A 20,451-nucleotide genomic window follows, 5' to 3' on the forward strand; every position below is an offset into this window, starting at 1 on the left:
CCTGTTAGCTCATTAAAATTGCTGACTTTTTTCTAGTTCTTGTTTCCAAAAACCAGGTTGTAAAGTTCGCAAGTTACTCAATTTGAAATCGCTATGCGATTTCGGAATTTTTCGAGTTCCTTTACATTACATTTGCATGTATTTGTCACTGTTTACTTTTCAAAGTCCATTTCTCAAAGTGTTATATACTTCGTATTACTATGTCAGACTTCGTACTCTGCGTTGCTCATTTACCTTTGTAAACTCCGCTACTCGAGACTCGTCTTCCTTGTACTACTCGTATCTACCACTTTGAAATTAATCTTAGATGCCGCATTACTGCGTCAGATTTCATATTTTGCGCTGCTCACTTATCGTATAAGCTCCGCTGCTCGAAATTCATCTTCCGATGATTCACATTGTGAATCATTGTTCTGCCTCGCATCTATCATCTTGATACCTTAAAAGCACTATTACCGCTGGCTTTCAAGGTTTTCGCTGTTCGCTTGCCGCAAGCAGCTTAATTATGATATCACGTCGTTTTACTTGTGTCAACACTTATTTTAAAAATTCTTATCAGCTGCTTTTACAGCTTGTCAGACCTTTAAGTCGGTGTCATCAGTAATTGCGACGGCTTATATATACTAACATAATGTTGTTTTTATTGTCAAGGGTAAACTAGCGATTAAAATGTGATTTTAGGTAATTATAAGAAAATAAATCACTTATATTCATATGTTCTAAAAAGTTCTGCCGTTTTCTAGCGTATACGTTTTTTATTCCGCGGCCTTCCTGCAGCTATATATAAACATACATAAATATAAAAAGATCAGTGGTTCTCCACCAATCTTTGGATTTAATATTTGTCCGGAAGCTCCTGCCGTCACCTCAGGCTTTTTATTATCGATACCTTGTTTCCGCACTTATTGAACTTCAACTTATCGCTGAGCTGTTCAACTATTATTAGTCCTCTCCCGTGTTCATTGAAGGAATTGTTCTTTTCTTCAACATAGTCGCCTAACTTCTGCAAGTCAACCTTATGATTGAACCCGCAGCCCTCATCCTTAACGCAGACATACAGATATGAATCGTTAACTATCTTTACGGTCACATAAGCTCCCTTATCGTCTCCGCAATTGTTTCCATGGCAGATAGCGTTGACGATAAGCTCATTCAGTATGACCCTGATTTCAAATAAAGTATCCTCACTTACCAGATACTCTGTCTGAATAACCTTTAGCACTGTTTTAATCAAACAGGCCAGGCCTTTTATATCGTGTTTGATGGCATAAGTTACAGCTTTCACAATTACACCCACCTAGTTTAGAATAATAATATTAATACCCAGTATTTATGTATATAAACAAGTGCATTAATATTATAGTAAAGTACGGAATCTATCCAGTATCTTTTTTTCCAAACGAGAGATGTACATTTGTGATACTCCAAACTTTTCGGCAATCTGCTTCTGAGTCAGATTTTGCATATATCTTAAACTTATGAAGTCACGCTCTACCTCACCGAATAATTTCAGTGTCCTTTCAAGGAAATCCCTGTTCTCAATTTTTTCATATGTTTTTTCATCATATCCCAAAGTATCACTTAAATCAGTTTCATTATCCTGATAAATACTCTGGTCAAGAGACTTAATTGAATTTGAGCTCCCTGCTTCAATTATTTCAAGTACGGTTTCTACGCTTATTCCCATAAAGGCTGCTATTTCATCCGCTCTGGGCACCCGTTTCAACTCCTGGGTCAATTCATCACGGGCTTTGTTAAGACCCTGCCTGGCTTCATAAAGTCTTCTCGGTATCTTGATAGATGTACTTTTATCTCTGAAGAACCTTTTGATTTCGCCCAATATGGTAGGTGTTGCAAAACTTACAAATTTAACTCCCTTATCCGGGCTGAATCTGTCTACCGCCTTAATCAGTGCCATACATGCCACCTGATATATATCATCGTAGTCGACGCCCCTGTTAATAAACTTCCTTGCTAGAAAATCAGCCAGATTTATATATTTGGATACTATTGCATTCCTGTAGCTCACATCTTTTGTATCAATATAACGTAAGAACAGTTCAGCCTCCTCCATGACCTCAATACTGCTATTAACTTTTTCCATAAGCTATACTCCGATCTTTTTGGTCATAACTATGGAATTATTATCATTACAAAGCTCTACAGTATCCATAAGCGCTTTCATGATGTACAGACCATATTCATTGTCAAGAGCTTCCTTAAAACAGTTAAATTGGATGCTTTCACCGGTAAACATTATCTCGAGGACATTTCCCCTGATATTGAAGGATATCCTGTATTGGCCTATTTCATCCGCTTCTCTGGCTAAAATGATGTTGCAAACTTCAGATACTGCTACTTTGATATCTTCTATCTCGTCAATATTAAAACCTATTCTGTTAGCCACACTTGATGCCGTGAGTCTCGCAGTACTTACATATTCTCTTTTTAAGGGCAAAACAAGTGCAACATTGTCGCAAGCTATATTATTACTCATATATAGTCTCCTTCTTTTATTATCAAAAAATAGGTACACATTTTATGTGTACCCATGATTGAGCAATGTAAACTTAAAATTAATCTATTTTAAATAATTTATCCAATCCGGTAATTATAAATAGTTTTTTTATGTTGTCCTTTAAATTGCAAATATAGATGTTGTTATTATCTTTCCTGATCTCTTTCAAAGCACCTACCAGTATTCCAAGACCTGTACTGTCAATATATGACAGTTCTTTGCAGTCTATATATAAGTCACCCTTGAATGTGTTGACTACTTCATTCAGCTCACTCTTAAATGTCTGACATGTATATATGTCAATCTCACCCGAAAGAAAAATACAGGTCTTGTCACCAACCAATTCTTTAGTTATTTTAAATTCACTGCATTCCATACTAATACCCCCCCATCAATAATAATTTCATGATCTTACTATTATCATTTGAACATCCGACAGTTCTTTAAATCTATCATATAACCTTTATGTCACTTTGTAAAAAGTTTTATCAGTTTTAATACCAAATCATAGTTCTTGGGTTGAACGCGCACAACCAGTATTTTTTCAGGACCAATTACATCAATATCTTTAAAAAACTCGCTGCCGGATACATCAATTCCGTAAAGTCGCGGCTCGGCATCTGCATAGGTTTTGGGTTTTGGCTGGTCTGTGGGACCTGCGGGATCTTCCCATTCATCAACCACCCGCAGCTTCAGTGACTCACTTTTTGACGCATCAATATCAAGCTCCTTTGCCACATCATCAAGAGCCATAAATGCTCCATTTTTTGCATAATTGTCAAAAGCATATTTATTAACCAGAAATAAATCTATATCCGATGCCGAAATGAGTACTACCGCCTTTTGCAAATAGGCGTATGACTGCTGATCGTTATGATTACCTGACAATACGGCAGAATCCACCGCTACCTCTTTTATTTCAGGGATGTTTTCAACTATCTTTTCTTTAAATTTGTCCTGCGACTCATAGTTTACTTCCCCCAGTAAACCGATTGTTATATCAGGTTCTACCCGGGTTACAATGGAATATACGGAATAAACTATCAATATTACAGCAACTATTCCGATGAGGATATGGTATTTATGATAGTGGAAAAAGTTGTCGGCTTTCTTCCTGTCGATACCTACCTTTTCAAAGGCCTTATCCGTATAGGTTTCCTTTTTCTCAACCTTTGGCTCCTCCACTTCATATCCCATTATCACTCTGTAAGCATCAGTGGACTTCCGGAATTCAGCCTCTGCATTGTCGTCCAGAGTGCCATCCATCTTCATAATTTTATACTTTTTCAGTACCACATCATATTTTTTTTCAATTTCATCTTTAGATGAGGCCTTAGTGACGCCTAGTATTTTTCTGGCTTCCTGTAAAGTATACTTCAAACCAATCCCCCCTAGCACATCCCTACATTAATTTAAGCTATTCTCTCGGCTTCATTGTAGGGAACAGTAATATATCTCTTATGGACGCTGAATCGGTTAAGAGTATGATAAGTCTGTCCACTCCTATACCTAAGCCTCCTGTAGGGGGCATACCGTATTCCAGTGCCGTAACATAATCTTCGTCCATCATATTGGCTTCTTCATCGCCCGAATCCCTTTTCTTGACCTGATTTACAAATCTCTCCTTCTGATCTACAGGGTCGTTAAGTTCAGTATATGCATTGCCCATCTCACGTCCTGTTATAAAGAACTCGAAACGTTCGGTTAATTCAGGGTGACCAGGCTTTCTCTTTGTGAGAGGAGAAACCTCAACGGGATAATCATATATGAAGGTTGGCTGGACAAGATTGCTTTCAGCGAACTCTTCAAACATCAGGTTTAAAATTTCACCCCGGGTCATTCCCGGTTTTACATGGACTTTCTTTTCTTCTGCAGCTGCCTTTGCTTCTTCGTCAGTCTTAATGCTGTCAAAGTCAACTCCCGAATACTTTTTAACTGCTTCTATCATTGAAAGTCTGTTCCAGGGAGGAGTCAGATCTATTTCCTGTCCCTGATACATTATCTTTGTAGTTCCCAGAGTTTCCATGGCAACTGTAGATATAAGATTTTCGGTAAGTTCCATCATTCCCTTGTAATCAGTGTATGCCTCATAAACTTCCATCATGGTGAATTCGGGATTATGCTTAATGGACATACCTTCATTTCTGAACATTCTTCCCATTTCATATACTTTTTCCATACCACCGACAATAAGCCTCTTAAGATATAACTCCGGAGCAATTCTCAAATACATATCTATGTCCAGTGTATTGTGATGAGTTATAAACGGTCTTGCAGCAGCTCCGCCCGGAATTGTATTCAATAAAGGCGTATCTACCTCAAGGAAGCCCCTATCGTCAAGGAACTTTCTGATTGACTTTATTATTTTGCTCCTTAATATGAAAGTATTCTTCACTTCAGGATTTACAATAAGGTCAACATACCTTTGCCTGTATCTCAAATCCGTATCTTTAAGACCGTGCCACTTTTCAGGCAGGGGCTGAAGGGATTTCGACAACAGTGTAATTTCCTTTACCTTTATTGATATCTGTCCCATATGGGTTTTGAATATTTCACCTTTTACACCGACAATATCACCTATATCATACTTTTTAAACATTTCGTAGCTTTCGTCGCCTACTTCGTCCTTTCTGACGTAGAGCTGTATCCTGCCGTCCCTGTCCTGCAAATCACAGAAACCTGCCTTACCCATTCCTCTTTTGGACATGAGTCTTCCGGCTATGGATGTGTTCCGGCCTTCCAGAGTTTCAAAATTATCCAATATATTTTGAGTTGAATCTGTCACATCATACTTGACTATTTTAAAAGGATCGTTGTTTTTATCCTGTAAATCCTTTAATTTTGCACGGCGTACTTTGAGTATTTCACTTAAATCCTGTTCTTCATTCTGTTCATTAACCTGCATATTTTCTTCCGACATTATATCCTCCAGCAATCTCTATTGTAATCTATTACAAAAAACAGTTTACATTTTTAATGTAAACTGTCAGTATAATTATATATTAGTTTAGCTTTTAGTGGCAACACATAATTAAAATTATATAAACTACTTGGAAATCTCTAAAATCTTGAATTTGATTGCTCCATCAGGAACCTGGACTTCAACGATTTCTCCTACCTTGTGTCCCATTAAAGCTGCTCCCACCGGTGATTCATTTGAAATCTTCGACTTCAGCGGATTTGCTTCTGTGGAACCGACTATCAGATATTCCACTTCCTCCTCAAATTCCACGTCGAAAAGCCTGACTCTTGATCCCAAACTGACCACATCTGTTTTTACGTCATCCTCATCTATCAGTCGGGCGTGCTTAAGCATTGATTCCAACTGGACGATTCTTCCCTCCACCTGTGCCTGTTCATTCTTTGCTTCATCATATTCCGAATTTTCCGATATATCTCCAAATGAAAGTGCCTGTTTAATTCTCTCGGCAACTTCCTTTCTTTTTGTTCCTCTGAGGAATTCCAATTCTTCTTCTAATTTTTTTAAGCCTTCGTAGGTTAAAACGACTTCTTTTGCTGACATTTGAAGCCCTCTCCTTTACCGTTAATTTTTTCTGCTAACCTAGCATAATTAAAAGTATCCTGTTATCTTATCTCCATAATCATGCTGTAATATCCATAATATTTCACAAATATAGAAAAAATTTTAAGCCGTAGGTCAGCCATATTGCTAACTAATTATAAATTACATATAAAATAATGTCAAGAAGCCTTTTCACCAATATTTTACAGGCAATTATAACCTTTGCATCCTGTATAATCCAGCATTATTGCTCTTTTCTTTGAAGTCATCAAAAAACAGCAGTGCAATTTATGCTTCGCTATATATACTATTGTACTTCAAGATATATATTAGAATATGCACCTTACTTTCTTTTAGACCTAACTTTAAGAGTTTATATAAATCACGATGAGGACAATTCCTTATCCTTCAGAATAACGTCATGGGCTCCGCCTTCCTTGATGCTTGTGGCCGATACAAGTGTGAGCCTTGCCTTCTGCTGAAGATCTGAAACCGAAAGTGCCCCGCAGTTGCACATGGTTGATTTCACTTTGTGTATGGTAGTGTCAAGGTTATCCTTGAGCTTTCCTGCGTAAGGTACATAGGAATCAACGCCTTCTTCAAAGCCCAGCTTTGAGTCTCCGCCCATATCGTATCTCTGCCAGTTTCTTGCACGGTTTGAGCCTTCACCCCAGTATTCCTTAACAAAATTTCCGCCGACTTTTATTTTTCTTGTAGGACTTTCATCGAATCTGGCAAAATACCTTCCGAGCATTACAAAGTCCGCCCCCATGGCAAGTGCAAGCACAATATGGTAATCATGCACAATCCCGCCGTCGGAACATATCGGAACATATATGCCCGTTTCCTTAAAGTATTCATCCCTGGCAGCTGAAACCTCAATAACTGATGAAGCCTGTCCTCTGCCTATGCCTTTTTGCTCTCTTGTGATACAAATTGAGCCTCCCCCGATACCTACCTTGATAAAATCGGCTCCGGCATTTACCAGGTATCTGAAGCCTTCCCTGTCAACTACATTTCCTGCTCCCACCTTGACTTCACCATTGTAGGTCTCTTTAATCCATCTGATGGTGTCGGACTGCCACTCACTGTATCCATCCGAGGAGTCTATGCAGACCACATCCACACCGGCATCAACCAGTGCAGGAACTCTTTCCTTGTAATCGCGGGTATTTATGCCTGCCCCCACAACAAGACGCTTATTTTGGTCCAGCAATTCGTTCGGGTTTTCCTTGTGGCTGTCATAGTCTTTTCTGAATACCAGGTACACCAGCTTTTGTTCGCTGTCAATTATAGGCAGGCAATTCAGCTTGTGCTCCCAGATCATGTCATTTGCTTCTTTAAGGGTGATGCCTTCCTGTCCGTAAATCAATTGTGAAAATGGAGTCATGAACTCATGAATTTTTTGATCCATTGAAGCTCTGCTAAGTCTGTAGTCCCTGCTTGTAACTATTCCCACCAGCTTGCCGGTAGGTGTTCCATCCTCGGTAATTGCTATGGTGGAATGGCCTGTTCTTTCTTTTATTTCCACCACATCTCTCAGCGTATTGTCAGGGCTCAAATTACTGTCGCTGATAACAAAGCCCGCTTTGTACTTCTTTACCTTCCTCACCATCTCTGCCTGGTTTCCGATAGTTTGTGATCCGTATACAAATGATATACCGCCACATCTTGCCAATGCGATTGCCATATTGTTATCAGAGACCGACTGCATTATGGCTGAGGCTACAGGTATATTTAGCTGTAAAGACGGTTTTTCACCGGCCTTAAACTTAACGACGGGTGTTTTCAAATCCACATTTCCTGGCATGCATTCTTTGGTGCTTAAATTGGGAACCAGAAGATATTCACTGAATGTTCTGGATGGTTCACTATAAAAATACGCCATTTTCCAAAATCCTCCTTGATCGGAAATAATAAATATGTGTTATAAAATTATATAAATACCGGATACCGTTTAAACATCTCCAGCACTATTTATCATTATTTAAAAGGCAAATGGCTGTAATGCTGCCATCTGCCTTATTATCATACTTTAGTATTATTCAAATACTTTTCTTGGAATATATTTTTTGAAAGACTCTATCATTTTGGGATGAGGTTCAAAAAATACCAGTACCTTGCTTCCGTCCTTTACCGTAGTAAGAAAGTATACATCGGGTGAATCCATGGCTGTAACAGCATTTATGCGCTTTTTAATGCTGTCTGTATTATTGTTGAATTGCCCGCTGGTCATTTTGGCAACCACATCAAAATCCTTGCAGTTTCCCGAAAAAACTCTCTTTCTTTTCCTTTGGGCTATTATCATATCTATGTCAAGATCACCGTTGGTCACAATGTACTCGTATTCAACGTTCCTGTTCCTGATAAAAACATATCCGAGATAACCTATTCCCACTATTACTAATGGTGAAAAGGCAGCCAGAAACGACAATGAGCTTACAAACATTATGATAATCAGTGCAGATAAAATGATACTGGCAATTACCACACCGTCAACTGCAGTTTTCTTACGCCTTACAATTTTCTCCAAAAATATATCCACGCAAACCCCTCCTGAGAAGTTTATTCTACACTCCAATAAACTTGCGCTTGGCTTAAAATATTATATATATCTCTAAGCTTTTTATACATAATAATAAATTACTGAAATAATATCAAGTATTATTTTTAGGATTTCTAATTAATTTTAAAATTATTTACAATTTCATCATCATGCAATTAAAAAAATTAATGATATTTTTAAATGATTAAAATAAAAGAGGATGGCTTTTTTCGCTCTGCCACCCTCTTTATTCTTATTTGAATCCAGGACTGTTAATACATGCCGCCCATTCCGCCTGGCATTCCACCTGGCATAGCCGGAGCTTCCGGTTCAGGTTTGTCGGTAACCAGACTTTCAGTTGTCAAAACCATGGATGCTATTGATGCCGCATTTTGAAGTGCATATCTTGTAACTTTTGCAGGATCGACGATACCGCTTTCTATCATATCGATATACTTTTCATTAAGAGCATCAAAACCAATACCCTTGTTGCTTGCCTTTATCTTGTCAACTATGACTGAGCCCTCTAACCCCGCATTAGCTGCGATCTGTCTTACAGGCTCTTCCAATGCTCTCAATATGATCTGAACACCGGTCTTTTCATCGCCTGAAGTTGTATCAAGTAATTTTGCAACATCAGGTATTACATTTATCAATACTGTTCCGCCGCCTGCTACGATACCTTCTTCAACAGCAGCTCTTGTGGCAGCGAGAGCATCTTCTATTCTCAATTTCTTTTCTTTCATTTCGGTTTCAGTTGCAGCACCAACCTGGATTACAGCAACACCGCCAGACAGCTTTGCAAGTCTTTCCTGCAGCTTTTCTCTGTCAAAGTCTGAAGTTGTGTCTTCAATCTGTGATTTGATTGAAGCGATTCTGTTTTTGATTTCCTGCTGGTTTCCTGCACCGTCTACAACAATAGTGTTTTCTTTCTGAACTATTATCTGTCTTGCTCTGCCAAGCTGGGTAATCTGAGTTTCCTTAAGGTCAAGACCCAATTCCTCAGTTATAACTTCTCCTCCTGTCAGTACTGCTATATCACGGAGCATTTCCTTTCTTCTGTCGCCAAAGCCCGGAGCCTTGACAGCCACACAGGTGAAGGTTCCTCTCAATTTGTTGACGATAAGAGTTGTAAGAGCTTCTCCTTCAATATCTTCAGCAATTATTAACAGTTTCTTGCCCTGTTGAACTATCTGTTCGAGAATAGGGAGGATATCCTGAATATTTGTCAATTTCTTATCGGTGATAAGTATATATGGATCATCGAGAACTGCTTCCATTTTCTCGGTGTCGGTTACCATATAAGCTGAGAGGTATCCTCTGTCAAACTGCATACCTTCAACCACTTCAAGGTTAGTACCCATGGATTTGGATTCTTCAACAGTTATAACACCGTCGTTAGTTACCTTTTCCATAGCATCTGCAATAAGTGTTCCTACCACATCATCATTAGCTGAAATTGTAGCAACTCTTGCGATGTCTTCCTTCCCCTTGATTTTCTGGCTGTTTTCCTTAATTCCGGTAACAGCTATGTCCACTGCTTTCTGTAAACCCTTCTTTAATATCATTGGGTTTGCACCGGCAGCTACATTCTTCATGCCTTCTCTGATTATTGCCTGTGCCAAAAGAGTAGCAGTAGTAGTACCGTCACCTGCAACATCATTGGTCTTTGTAGCAACTTCCTTAACCAGCTGCGCACCCATATTTTCAAACTTGTCTTCGAGTTCTATTTCCTTGGCTATTGTAACACCATCATTAGTTATCAACGGTGCTCCGAATTTCTTATCCAAAACAACATTACGACCCTTAGGTCCAAGAGTTACCTTTACGGTATCAGCTAATTGGTTAACACCTTTTTCAAGTGCACGTCTAGCTTCTTCACCAAACTTTATTTCCTTTGCCATGTTCTATTGCCTCCTAATTAATATTATTCAACTTAATATTATTCAACAACTGCAAGGATGTCGCCCTGCTTCAGTATAGTATATTCCTGGCCGTCAAATTTTACCTCTGTGCCGGAATATTTGCTGGTGAGAACCCTGTCTCCAACCTTAACTTCCATTTTGACTTCTTTTCCGTCAACAACTGTTCCAGGACCAACAGCAACAACTTCAGCAACCTGTGGCTTCTCCTTCGCGCTGCCTGGCAATACTATTCCGCTCTTGGTAGTTTCTTCGCTTTCAAGCATTTTAATAACTACTCTATCACCTAATGGTTTTATCTTCATTGTTTTACCTCCTCGAGATTTTTGTAACATTTGTTAGCACTCACTACTAACGAGTGCTAATTACATTTATTATATTATATATTGGTTAAAATATAATCAAATATCTTTTTTGAATGAAATTAGCTATATTCTGCCATATAACCCATTCTTGCTATTGATATCTATATTTTTCTTCCAATTGCTCTATTTTTCCGTATTATTTATTATTGGTGAATAAAAAACTCAGAAAGATATATTCAAAACCTTGAGTGCATCATTTAATAACCCGGAAGTAATTTTATACTTAAGTATAATTTCCCCTTTTTCCATATCTATATGAAATAACCTGCAGTACGAGTATTCCAGCGCTGCAGAATACATATCATAGCTCCCGTTGAAGGGTTCGACCGGCTGCTTTAAATCCTGGACAGCCTTAATCAATATACTGATTATCTCCTTTTTGTACAAACTGCTATACATTATTTCCCTGTTTCTCAGGGCGCCTTCAATTATTGGTGCATATTTTTTTGGGAGTTTTATCTTATCAGGTCCACTATCCCTTAACAGGTCATAATACCTGCCGGCATCGTACCTGGACTTTATGGGTTCCTGATTTACGCAGAACAGGTTTGCATACTCTTTTACAACATTGTCTGCAATTTGTCCCCGGTTATTCTCATCAGTGATGTAGCTGACCCAATCTGCCAGTGAACCGCAATTCGCCGTATAAACGTTTATCATTTCGGATAATTCCAATGCTTTGGAACGTTTGCCGGTAATTATGTACGCCAGCATCAGGACTGAATAAACCAGCCGGTCACTGTATTCAACAGCATATGTTTCCACAAGCTTGACCAGTTCTTCGGTTTTATCGAATACCATGAGCACAGTTGCAGCACAAAGCAGTTCATCCCTGTTTTCTATGGGACGGTAAGGAAGAATTTCGAGGGCACGCCTAAATGCAGCATTCCTTTTTGACCTGGATAACAGGTAAATATTCAGACAGTTCCCCCAAATATTTTCACTGTCAATAATATTTACAGTAGAATTGATATACTCTGCCCGGATAAACTGCTGCTTTTCCATTAAAGCCAGTGTCAGCTGGTTTCTGGCCTCCACATTAAACGGATTTGCCCGGATTGCTTTGTACAGACAACCAACAGCTTTTTCAGTATTGTTTTCTTTAAGATATGTCTGAGCCTTTTTAAGATTTGTTACAGATGTCTTAAGAAATTTGTTGTTATGTGAGACTTCGCTGTACAGCTTTAAATAAAAGGCCATCTCCGAAATCTCATAGCTGAACTCGCCTTCGGCATCAAAATAAAGGTATTTGTCAAAATACTCGGCAGCTTTTTCATTGTTTCCCACTTCGAAGCTATTGCAGCCCAAACCAAAAAAACAGTCGAACATTGTAGGATCAAAGTTTGTCAATATGTCATTGAACAGCCTGTTAGCTTCCCTGGGGCGTTGGAGTTCAGACAAAAAGCAAGCCATATTGAACTTATACTCACTGTTGTCAGGTTCCAGCTCCAAAGCCTTCATCAAGTTCCGGTATGCCTCGCTTAGATTTTTTTTATTAGCCAGTCTTAATCCCTTTGAAAAATAAAATTCAGGATTATTTCTATATTCACTTATACTCAGGATATTATTTTTCACTTATCTACGTCCTTTTAATTCACCATATATATCTTCGAGAGTAACGCCTCTTTCAACCATTAAAACCATAAGATGATACATCAGATCGGAAATTTCATACCTAATTTCTTCCCTGGATTTATTCTTTGCAGCTATGATTACCTCTGCAGCTTCTTCTCCGACTTTCTTTAATATCTTATCAAGGCCCTTTGTAAACAGGTAATTTGTGTATGATCCTTCTTTAGGATGAACTGTCCTGTCAACAATAACGTCATATACCTCCTGAAGGATCTTTGCTGATATCTCTTCCTCGGCCTCCGGTGCTGTTTCGGTCCATTCACCGTCTGTGAGTGTTCTGAAGAAGCAGGTCTTATTGCCGGTATGGCAGGCCGCATCAATCTGTTCGGCTTCAATGAGAAGTGTATCTCCGTCACAGTCAAGTTTTATGGACTTAACAAGCTGGAAATGACCTGAAGTCTCCCCCTTTATCCACTGCTTGCCGCGGCTGCGGCTGTAGTATGTGACCTTGCCGGTCTCCAGGGTCTTATCAAAGGCCTCCTCGTTCATATATGCAACCATGAGTACTTCCTTTGTCTTATAATCCTGTGTAACAACCGGAATAAGCCCTTTATCGTCAAATTTAACCGAGTCCTTTAAATTTCCCACCATAACGCCTCCATACATTTTTATTCTTACAGCTTGTTTTATGTTCAATTTTTTCACCGGCCACTGCACCGGAATGTTTCGTTGATTATTTACACATCTATCTATTATAGTCTAGTTTCTATTCCATTACTACCCAAATATCTTTTTAAATCGCGGATTTCCATTTCTCTGAAATGAAAAAGTGATGCCGCAAGTACTGCATCAGCCTTCCCGTCAACCAGTGCCTCTTTGAAGTGTTCCAGCTTGCCTGCACCGCCCGAAGCGATTACAGGTATTTTTACATTCTCCGAAATTGTTCTGGTAAGTTCAATATCATAGCCGTCCTTTGTACCATCCCGGTCCATACTGGTCAGAAGAATTTCCCCCGCACCCAGTTTTTCTGCTTCGATGGCCCACTGGACCGCATCCTTTCCGGTATTTACCCTGCCGCCGTTCAGATAGGTATCCCAGCCCGAACCATCCGGCCGGCCCTTGGCATCTATGGCCAGCACAACACACTGGCTACCGAATTTCCAGGCTGCCTCGGATATAAGCTCCGGCCTCCTGAGTGCCCCCGAATTGACTCCCACCTTGTCGGCTCCGGCCTTGAGTATTTGCCTGAAATCCTCTACCGTCCTTATGCCTCCGCCTACGGTGAAGGGAATAAAGACCTGCTCGGCCACCCGGCTGACTACTTCCACCATTATGTTCCTGGCGTCGGAGGAGGCTGTGATATCCAGAAAGGTCAGCTCGTCGGCGCCGGCTTTATCATAAAAGGCCGCGGCCTCCACAGGATCTCCCGCGTCTATGATATTAACAAACTGAACGCCCTTTACCACTCTTCCTGCGTGTACATCCAAACACGGAATAATTCTCTTTGTCAGCATATTAACCTCCCAAGCCATTTTATGGCTTTGAGCCACATTCGTGGCCACAAAATGTTATATAAGTAATATCCTTTATCGCAATGTGGCGAATAAAGGAGGTCAATTGGCCATATGCGCCCATGGCACATACTCAAATAGTGACGGAAAAGCCGTTTGCGGTTTTATGCATTTATGGCAGCTTTCAGTTCCAAATTCCCTGTATACAATGCCTTCCCTACAATTACACCGCTTACGCCTGTGGTCTTTAAATCTGAAATATCCTTAAGACAGCTGACACCGCCCGAGGCAATCACAGCTATTCCGACAGCTTTTGCCATTTCGCCCATAGCCGTAAGATTTGGTCCCTTGAGCATGCCATCCCTTGAGATATCGGTATATATTACAGTTTTGGCACCCAGCTCCTCCACCTTTTTTGCAAAAGCTATTGCAGACAGATCACTGGTCTGCTCCCAGCCGTGTATGGCCACCATTCCATCCTTTGCATCTATTCCTACAACTATTTTTTCCTTATACTCCTTCAAAGCTGTCTTAAGCATCTCCTGATCATTAACTGCCGAAGTCCCCAGGATAACTCTGCTCAAACCGCCAGAAATAAGATCTTCAACGGTTTCCAGGCTCCTGATGCCGCCGCCTACCTGCACCGGGATTTTCAGAGTTTTTGCTATCTGCTTTATTATTCCATGGTTCTCGGTATTACCCGACCGCGCCGCATCCAGATCCACAACATGCAGATACTGTGCTCCCTGGCTTTCCCATTTGAGAGCCATCTCCGCCGGACTGTCTCCGAAAACCGTTACCTCGCTGTAGCTGCCCTGCTGCAGCCTTACACATTTTCCGTTTATTATATCAATCGCAGGATATATTATCATAATGAGCAACCTCCTACAGTGCCGCAAAATTCCTGAGTATATCAAGTCCCACATCTCCGCTTTTTTCGGGGTGGAACTGCGTTCCCATTATGCTGCCCTTTGCTACGGCCGCATCGTATGTAATTCCGTAATTGCAGGTTGCTGCAACATGGCTGCTGTCGGCTGCTGTCAGATAATAAGAGTGCACGAAATACACATAACTGTTTTCCCTGATTCCCTTGAATATACCTTCTCCCTGCTTTATACTCAGGCTGTTCCAACCCATGTGTGGAACCTTCAGTCCCATATCCGAAGGAAACTGCGTTACGCTGCCTTTGAGCAGGCCAAGGCCGGGAACCCTGTCCCCTCCCTCGGTGCTGTAGTCGAAAAGCAGCTGCATTCCAAGGCAGATGCCCAGCAGCGGAGTTCCTTTTTCCACTACCTTTTCTATGACAGAAATCATATTTGTCTTTTCAAGACTGTTCATGGCATCTGCAAAGGCGCCTACGCCCGGCAGAACAACCTTGCCGGCAGCAAGTATTTCTGCCGGATCGAAAGTTATGGCCGACTCCACTCCTATAAAGCTGAAAGCTTTGTTTACGCTTGCAAGGTTTCCTACGCCGTAGTCAATTATAGCAATCATAATTATTCTCCAATCATACCCTCTGTTGACAATGTACAACACGCCTCACGCCGGCTATTTTGTCACTTTTCTTTGTTGTCGTCCTTGGCCTGCGACAAGGCAAAGACGTGCAATAGGGCTTTGTGCCTTGCAAGCGGCTTCAACGCATTAAACTGCTATTAGAACTTCTGACCCGTTATTTTTTCATAGGCTTCGATGTATTTTGCCTCGGTCTTCCTGATTACTTCTTCGGGGAGGGCCGGTGCGGGAGGCTGTTTGTCCCAGGTCAGGCTCTCAAGGTATTCTCTGAGATACTGTTTGTCAAAGCTCTTTTGCGCCCTTCCCGGCTGGTATCCGTCCATAGCCCAGAATCTTGAGGAGTCAGGCGTAAACATTTCGTCACCCACTACAAGCTCTCCGTCGGACATACCAAATTCAAATTTTGTATCGGCCAGTATCAAGCCCACACTTTCAGCGTGTTTGCTGGCCTTCTTGTATAGGTTGATGCTGGCGGTTTTCAATTTATCAGCCAAATCGGACCCGATTTTTTCACAGAGCACCTCGTAGGACACATTTATATCATGGCCTTCCGATTCCTTGGTGGACGGCGTGAAGATGGGTTCCGGCAGCCTGTCGCCCTGTCTGAGACCGGCAGGAAGCTTGATGCCGCATATTGAACCGGTCTGCTGGTATTCCTTGAGGCCCGAACCTTCAAGATAACCTCTTACAATACATTCGGCAGGCACCATTTCTATTTTCTTTACCAGCATTGATCTGCCTTCCAGCTCTTCCCTGAATTGAGAAAGTCCAGCCGGATATTTACTTACATCTGTGGTTATTACATGGTTTCCTATGATATCTTTTGTATAGTCAAACCAAAAAGCTGATATGCTGTTAAGAACCTTTCCCTTATTTGGTATCAATTCGGAAAAGACAACATCAAATGCCGATATCCTGTCAGTTACAACAATAAGCAGTTCATTTCCAAGATCATAAACGTTTCTCACTTTGCCTTTGATGAATAAAGGCAATTTAATAAAATCAGTGTTGTTGATAAGCATGGTATCCTCCAAATCCCCATAGCGGCTTCCGCCCTATTGCTTTGTATTTATCATTCCCTGGTAAAATTTATATACAGGAGTGACTAAAAATTCCCGTACAAATATTTGAGTTAATTATTAATCATCCCTGGAAATCAGGTTTACAGAGTACCTTTTGTGGACATAACCCCAACTATTCTGGTATCAATTTTTGTGGCTTCATCCAACGCTCTTCCGAAAGCTTTGAACATGGCTTCTATTATGTGGTGGCAGTTGCTGCCATGCAGCAGTTTTATATGAAGGGTTATTCCGGCATTAAAAGCCACCGCCCTAAAAAATTCCTCCACCAGCTGAGTATCCATCTGCCCTACCATCTGTTGAGTCATGCATGCATCAAATACCAGGAAAGGCCTGTCGCTTAAATCAAGAGAAACCTGTACCAGAGCTTCATCCATGGGCACAAATACCGTACCGTATCTCTTTATGGATTTCTTGTCTCCAAGCGCCTGTCTTATTGCAAGACCCAAAGCAATACCGGTATCCTCCACAGTATGATGGGCATCCACATGCAGGTCACCGTTTACTTCGAAAGAAGCATCAATGAGACCGTGCTTTGCAAGCAGCACAAGCATATGATCGAAAAACCCTATTCCGGTGTTGACAGTGCAGTCACCCTTACCGTCAATATTGATTTTAAGATTTATCTGGGTCTCTTTTGTATTTCTGATAACCGAACCTTCTCTCAAAAGGTATCCCCCCGTTCATCATTATCTGCGGTTCGAAATGGTAGTTAAAATTCCGAACTTTTTTTGATAATTTGAATTTAATGTTCGCTATTTATTATAACAGATAGTATTTAGTTCATCAAGCAGTACGGTATTTTGTTGACGTATGCCTACACTGATTCTCAGGCAGTTTTCCAGCAGCGGTGAAGCTCCGAATATTCTCACGAAAATACCTTTTTCACATAATTTCTTATATACTTCCCTGCAGTTATCAACTCTGACCAGGATGAAATTTGCATATGAATTGTATACATCAATACCCTGTATTTTAGTCAGTTCTTTTGAAAGCCATTCTCTTTCGTTTACAAGATAGGATATATTTTGAGCTATCTCGGTCTTCTCCTCCAAAACCAGCAGGGCGGCATATTGGGACAGACTGCTGATGTTATATGGCGCTCTGGCGAGATTTACGGCATTTGTCAGGCCGGGTCCGGCTATTGAATATCCGCACCTGATACCGGCCAAACCGTAGGCTTTTGAAAAGGTTTTTAAAACGATGAGATTCTCGTACTCAGCAGTATCTGGAATTACGGTGTCATCGCAAAATTCAGCATATGCTTCGTCAACTATGACAACGGCATCCTTACAATATCCGGCCACCTCAAGAACATCTCCCCTTGGCATCAAATTTCCGGTGGGGTTATTGGGATTGCAGATATACACCAGCTTGGGCTTCTCTTTGTCATAAGCCTCCAATATAGTCTGTTTGGAATATTCAAACCTGTTTTCGGGCTGGAGGATATATTTTACAGGCGTTCCTCCCGCTATTATGCAGGAATCGGCATACATGCCGAAGGACGGCGCAGGGTACAGCACCCTGTCACCGGGGCCTACAAACACATTTGCAAGGATCTGAATCAATTGATCCGAGCCGGTGCCCACAATTATGTTCCTGTAATCAACCTTCCAGTGCTCCGAAAGGGCTTTTCTCAATTTTACCGAATCGGTGTCGGGATACAGGTTAAGTCCGGGATTGTTCAGAATGAACTCCGACAATTTCTGCCGGGCTTTCAATGGCATATTAAATGGGCTTTCATTGGCATCAAGCTTTATTTTGTATGGCTGCTGGTTTGCATCATACGGTATGAACGACCGTATTTCAGGTCTTATTAATTCTTCAATCATATTGACCTCCGTGAGCATTGTTCTATTTTCCGGCAAATCTGACCCTTATGGCATTGGCATGGGCATCCAGATGTTCTGCCTCCGCAAATCTGATTATATCCTGGCTGGTTCTCTCCAGAGCACTTCTGTTATAGTAGATCAAACTGGACTTTTTAATAAATTGATCCACATTGACCGGTGATGAAAACCTTGCTGTCCCGCTGGTGGGAAGAACATGGCTGGGGCCGGCCATATAGTCTCCCAGAGGCTCGGGAGAATAATTGCCTACAAATATTGCACCGGCATTCCTTATACGGCCTATCAGGCTCATAGGTTCCTCAACACAGATTTCAAGGTGCTCGGGAGCTATGTTGTTCGATACCTCAATAGCCTTTTCAATATTTTCAACCAGCACTGCAAAGCCGAAATCCTGCAAGGATTTCTCAGTAATTGAACTCCTGCTCAGTGCAGAAAGCTGCTCTTTTATCTGCACGGCAACCTGGTCTATGAGCTTGGGATCATCTGTTACAAGGACCGATGAGGCCAATTTATCGTGCTCTGCCTGTGAAAGCAGGTCGGCTGCCACATATTCCGGCTTTGCGGTCGAATCGGCAATAACCAGAATTTCGCTGGGGCCTGCAAACATATCTATGTCACAATCCCCATATATCAGCCTCTTGGCAGTGGAAACATACACATTTCCCGGACCGCATATTTTGTCAACCGCAGGAATTGATTCAGTCCCGTAAGCCATGGCACCCACAGCCTGGGCGCCGCCCACCCGGAATACCTGATCTATGCCTGCTTCCCTTGCGGCAACAAGTATGGCAGGATTTACACTCCCATCCCTTGAGGGCGGCGTGCACATAATTATCCTGGAAACACCTGCAACCTTTGCGGGAACAGCTGTCATAAGCACCGAGGAAATCAAGGGTGCCGTTCCCCCCGGAACATACAGCCCCACTTTTTCCAGAGGCCTTACCAGCTGGCCTAATACAGTTCCGTCTTCCTTCGGAGTGATCCAGCTGTTTTGCAGCTGCTTTTCATGGAAACTCCAGATATTCTGTTTTGATCTTTTTATAGTTTCCAGCAATTCCGGTTCTATTTCACTGTAAGCTGCCAGTATTTCCTTTTCGGATACTTCGGCAGGCCCTATCTCAGCATTGTCAAATATTCTGGTGTACTCCCTCAAAGCCTTGTCTCCGTTTACCCGGACATTTTCAAGGATATCGGAAACCACTTTTATTATGCTGGCACCATCCCCGGATTTTGTCCTCTGCGCCAGCTTTTTATATAACTCTTGAGCCCTTATGCCATCTTCATCTTTTGTCAGATCCAATATGTTTATCATACTCTGTCTGCCTCCTTCAATACACTTCTGCTTCACTCGCCGGTCCAGAACAGACATCTGCATGCAGACTTTCCTGTTCCTTTGCTTTCTTCACTCTTTAGCGTCTGAGCAAAAGCTGGGCACGTATCCCATCTATGATTTTTTGTATTCTCTCATTTTCCATTTTCATACTCACTCTGTTTACCACCATTCTCGCACTGATATCGGCTATGGTGTCCAGCACTACAAGTCCGTTTTCCTTCAGTGTCCTTCCGCTTTCCACCAGATCCACTATCACCTCGGACAGGCCCACTAAAGGCGCAAGCTCCACAGAACCGTTCAGCTTGATTATTTCAACACTTTCCCTTCTTGTCCTCTCAAAATAATTTCTGGCTATGTTGGGGTACTTTGTGCCCACCCTTCTGATTGTGAGTTCATCTATTTTTCCCTGCAGGTCGGCCGGTCCCGCCAAAGCCATTTTACAGGCTGCAAAGCCCAGATCCAGAACTTCGTACAGATTCCTGCCCTCCTCAAGGATGGTATCCTTCCCCACAATACCTATGTCTGCCGCACCGTATTCTACATATGTAGGAACGTCAGCCGGCTTGGCCAGAAAGAATTTAATTCTGTTTTTCTCATCTAATAAAATAAGCTTTCTGGTAGATGACTTTAATTCCGAACAATCTATTCCGATGGCTTCGAACAATTCAACCGACATTTCGGTGAGCCTTCCCTTTGAAAGTGCAATTGTTAAATACCTCAT

The 20,451-nt window shown here is 41.4% G+C and carries 21 protein-coding genes; all 21 read right to left on the reverse strand.

From position 1 onward, the window contains the following. Window positions 1-862: 862 nt before the first annotated feature. The 21 genes from CTER_RS16170 to hisG all read right to left on the reverse strand — a co-directional run bounded on the left by CTER_RS16170 (window position 863) and on the right by hisG (window position 20,451). On the reverse strand, window positions 863-1,285 hold the full coding sequence (locus tag CTER_RS16170) for an ATP-binding protein (protein WP_004627207.1): 423 nt from the start codon (window positions 1,283-1,285) through the stop codon (window positions 863-865). 72 nt (window positions 1,286-1,357) lie between these two features. Beyond that, window positions 1,358-2,104, reverse strand: coding sequence for a SigB/SigF/SigG family RNA polymerase sigma factor (locus CTER_RS16175; RefSeq protein WP_004627203.1), 747 nt, complete (start codon window positions 2,102-2,104; stop codon window positions 1,358-1,360). Between the two features lie 3 nt (window positions 2,105-2,107). Next, window positions 2,108-2,497, reverse strand: a complete 390-nt coding sequence (locus tag CTER_RS16180) for an ATP-binding protein (protein ID WP_004627257.1) — start codon at window positions 2,495-2,497, stop codon at window positions 2,108-2,110. 79 nt (window positions 2,498-2,576) lie between these two features. Beyond that, complete coding sequence (locus tag CTER_RS16185; RefSeq protein ID WP_004627351.1) at window positions 2,577-2,894, reverse strand: STAS domain-containing protein; 318 nt, start codon at window positions 2,892-2,894, stop codon at window positions 2,577-2,579. Between the two features lie 92 nt (window positions 2,895-2,986). Further along, the gene (locus CTER_RS16190; RefSeq protein WP_004627295.1) at window positions 2,987-3,898 is read right to left on the reverse strand and encodes a hypothetical protein; all 912 of its coding nucleotides are present in this window, start codon (window positions 3,896-3,898) and stop codon (window positions 2,987-2,989) included. A 37-nt stretch (window positions 3,899-3,935) separates the two neighbouring features. Further along, window positions 3,936-5,438, reverse strand: coding sequence for a lysine--tRNA ligase (gene lysS / locus CTER_RS16195; protein WP_004627294.1), 1,503 nt, complete (start codon window positions 5,436-5,438; stop codon window positions 3,936-3,938). A 126-nt stretch (window positions 5,439-5,564) separates the two neighbouring features. After that, on the reverse strand, window positions 5,565-6,041 hold the full coding sequence (greA, locus tag CTER_RS16200; RefSeq protein WP_004627255.1) for a transcription elongation factor GreA: 477 nt from the start codon (window positions 6,039-6,041) through the stop codon (window positions 5,565-5,567). A gap of 382 nt (window positions 6,042-6,423) precedes the next feature. Next, complete coding sequence (locus CTER_RS16205; RefSeq protein WP_004627218.1) at window positions 6,424-7,929, reverse strand: IMP dehydrogenase; 1,506 nt, start codon at window positions 7,927-7,929, stop codon at window positions 6,424-6,426. Window positions 7,930-8,082: 153 nt separating this feature from the next. Then, entirely contained in the window at window positions 8,083-8,586 is a 504-nt protein-coding gene (locus tag CTER_RS16210; RefSeq protein ID WP_004627285.1) for a DUF6106 family protein, read from the reverse strand. Between the two features lie 272 nt (window positions 8,587-8,858). Then, window positions 8,859-10,490 (reverse strand): chaperonin GroEL, encoded by a 1,632-nt coding sequence (gene groL / locus CTER_RS16215; protein ID WP_004627329.1) that lies wholly within the window; start codon window positions 10,488-10,490, stop codon window positions 8,859-8,861. Window positions 10,491-10,528: 38 nt separating this feature from the next. Beyond that, window positions 10,529-10,813 carry a co-chaperone GroES gene (groES, locus tag CTER_RS16220; RefSeq protein WP_004627274.1) on the reverse strand — a complete coding sequence of 95 codons (285 nt, stop codon included), beginning with the start codon at window positions 10,811-10,813 and terminating at the stop codon, window positions 10,529-10,531. 222 nt (window positions 10,814-11,035) lie between these two features. Beyond that, the gene (locus CTER_RS16225; protein WP_004627210.1) at window positions 11,036-12,448 is read right to left on the reverse strand and encodes a tetratricopeptide repeat protein; all 1,413 of its coding nucleotides are present in this window, start codon (window positions 12,446-12,448) and stop codon (window positions 11,036-11,038) included. Continuing rightward, window positions 12,449-13,093, reverse strand: a complete 645-nt coding sequence (gene hisIE, locus CTER_RS16230) for a bifunctional phosphoribosyl-AMP cyclohydrolase/phosphoribosyl-ATP diphosphatase HisIE (protein ID WP_040761403.1) — start codon at window positions 13,091-13,093, stop codon at window positions 12,449-12,451. It lies immediately after the preceding gene. 104 nt (window positions 13,094-13,197) lie between these two features. Continuing rightward, window positions 13,198-13,959: an imidazole glycerol phosphate synthase subunit HisF gene (gene hisF, locus CTER_RS16235; RefSeq protein WP_004627254.1), complete on the reverse strand. Its 762-nt coding sequence runs from the start codon at window positions 13,957-13,959 to the stop codon at window positions 13,198-13,200. Window positions 13,960-14,120: 161 nt separating this feature from the next. Next, window positions 14,121-14,828: a 1-(5-phosphoribosyl)-5-[(5-phosphoribosylamino)methylideneamino]imidazole-4-carboxamide isomerase gene (gene hisA / locus CTER_RS16240; protein ID WP_004627319.1), complete on the reverse strand. Its 708-nt coding sequence runs from the start codon at window positions 14,826-14,828 to the stop codon at window positions 14,121-14,123. 13 nt (window positions 14,829-14,841) lie between these two features. Beyond that, the gene (gene hisH, locus CTER_RS16245) at window positions 14,842-15,450 is read right to left on the reverse strand and encodes an imidazole glycerol phosphate synthase subunit HisH (RefSeq protein WP_004627277.1); all 609 of its coding nucleotides are present in this window, start codon (window positions 15,448-15,450) and stop codon (window positions 14,842-14,844) included. Window positions 15,451-15,608: 158 nt separating this feature from the next. Continuing rightward, window positions 15,609-16,490, reverse strand: coding sequence for a phosphoribosylaminoimidazolesuccinocarboxamide synthase (locus CTER_RS16250; protein ID WP_004627305.1), 882 nt, complete (start codon window positions 16,488-16,490; stop codon window positions 15,609-15,611). A gap of 140 nt (window positions 16,491-16,630) precedes the next feature. Then, on the reverse strand, window positions 16,631-17,215 hold the full coding sequence (hisB, locus tag CTER_RS16255; RefSeq protein WP_004627259.1) for an imidazoleglycerol-phosphate dehydratase HisB: 585 nt from the start codon (window positions 17,213-17,215) through the stop codon (window positions 16,631-16,633). A gap of 87 nt (window positions 17,216-17,302) precedes the next feature. Next, the gene (hisC, locus tag CTER_RS16260; protein WP_004627282.1) at window positions 17,303-18,379 is read right to left on the reverse strand and encodes a histidinol-phosphate transaminase; all 1,077 of its coding nucleotides are present in this window, start codon (window positions 18,377-18,379) and stop codon (window positions 17,303-17,305) included. Between the two features lie 22 nt (window positions 18,380-18,401). Next, window positions 18,402-19,709, reverse strand: a complete 1,308-nt coding sequence (hisD, locus tag CTER_RS16265) for a histidinol dehydrogenase (protein ID WP_004627246.1) — start codon at window positions 19,707-19,709, stop codon at window positions 18,402-18,404. A gap of 97 nt (window positions 19,710-19,806) precedes the next feature. Then, window positions 19,807-20,451, reverse strand: coding sequence for an ATP phosphoribosyltransferase (gene hisG, locus CTER_RS16270; protein ID WP_004627298.1), 645 nt, complete (start codon window positions 20,449-20,451; stop codon window positions 19,807-19,809).

Source organism: Ruminiclostridium cellobioparum subsp. termitidis CT1112, assembly GCF_000350485.1.
Taxonomy (GTDB): Bacteria; Bacillota; Clostridia; order Acetivibrionales; family DSM-1351; genus Ruminiclostridium; species Ruminiclostridium termitidis.

Excerpts from the sequence above, each read along its gene's own strand:
- CTER_RS16175 (WP_004627203.1), bottom strand. The coding sequence starts at position 2,104 with ATGGAAAAAGTTAATAGCAGTATTGAGGTCATGGAGGAGGCTGAACTG.
- CTER_RS16180 (WP_004627257.1), bottom strand. The coding sequence starts at position 2,497 with ATGAGTAATAATATAGCTTGCGACAATGTTGCACTTGTTTTGCCCTTA.
- CTER_RS16185 (WP_004627351.1), bottom strand. The coding sequence starts at position 2,894 with ATGGAATGCAGTGAATTTAAAATAACTAAAGAATTGGTTGGTGACAAG.
- lysS (WP_004627294.1), bottom strand. The coding sequence starts at position 5,438 with ATGTCGGAAGAAAATATGCAGGTTAATGAACAGAATGAAGAACAGGAT.
- greA (WP_004627255.1), bottom strand. The coding sequence starts at position 6,041 with ATGTCAGCAAAAGAAGTCGTTTTAACCTACGAAGGCTTAAAAAAATTA.
- CTER_RS16205 (WP_004627218.1), bottom strand. The coding sequence starts at position 7,929 with ATGGCGTATTTTTATAGTGAACCATCCAGAACATTCAGTGAATATCTT.
- groL (WP_004627329.1), bottom strand. The coding sequence starts at position 10,490 with ATGGCAAAGGAAATAAAGTTTGGTGAAGAAGCTAGACGTGCACTTGAA.
- groES (WP_004627274.1), bottom strand. The coding sequence starts at position 10,813 with ATGAAGATAAAACCATTAGGTGATAGAGTAGTTATTAAAATGCTTGAA.
- hisF (WP_004627254.1), bottom strand. The coding sequence starts at position 13,959 with ATGCTGACAAAGAGAATTATTCCGTGTTTGGATGTACACGCAGGAAGA.
- hisA (WP_004627319.1), bottom strand. The coding sequence starts at position 14,828 with ATGATAATATATCCTGCGATTGATATAATAAACGGAAAATGTGTAAGG.
- hisH (WP_004627277.1), bottom strand. The coding sequence starts at position 15,450 with ATGATTGCTATAATTGACTACGGCGTAGGAAACCTTGCAAGCGTAAAC.
- CTER_RS16250 (WP_004627305.1), bottom strand. The coding sequence starts at position 16,490 with ATGCTTATCAACAACACTGATTTTATTAAATTGCCTTTATTCATCAAA.
- hisC (WP_004627282.1), bottom strand. The coding sequence starts at position 18,379 with ATGATTGAAGAATTAATAAGACCTGAAATACGGTCGTTCATACCGTAT.
- hisD (WP_004627246.1), bottom strand. The coding sequence starts at position 19,709 with ATGATAAACATATTGGATCTGACAAAAGATGAAGATGGCATAAGGGCT.
- hisG (WP_004627298.1), bottom strand. The coding sequence starts at position 20,451 with ATGAGGTATTTAACAATTGCACTTTCAAAGGGAAGGCTCACCGAAATG.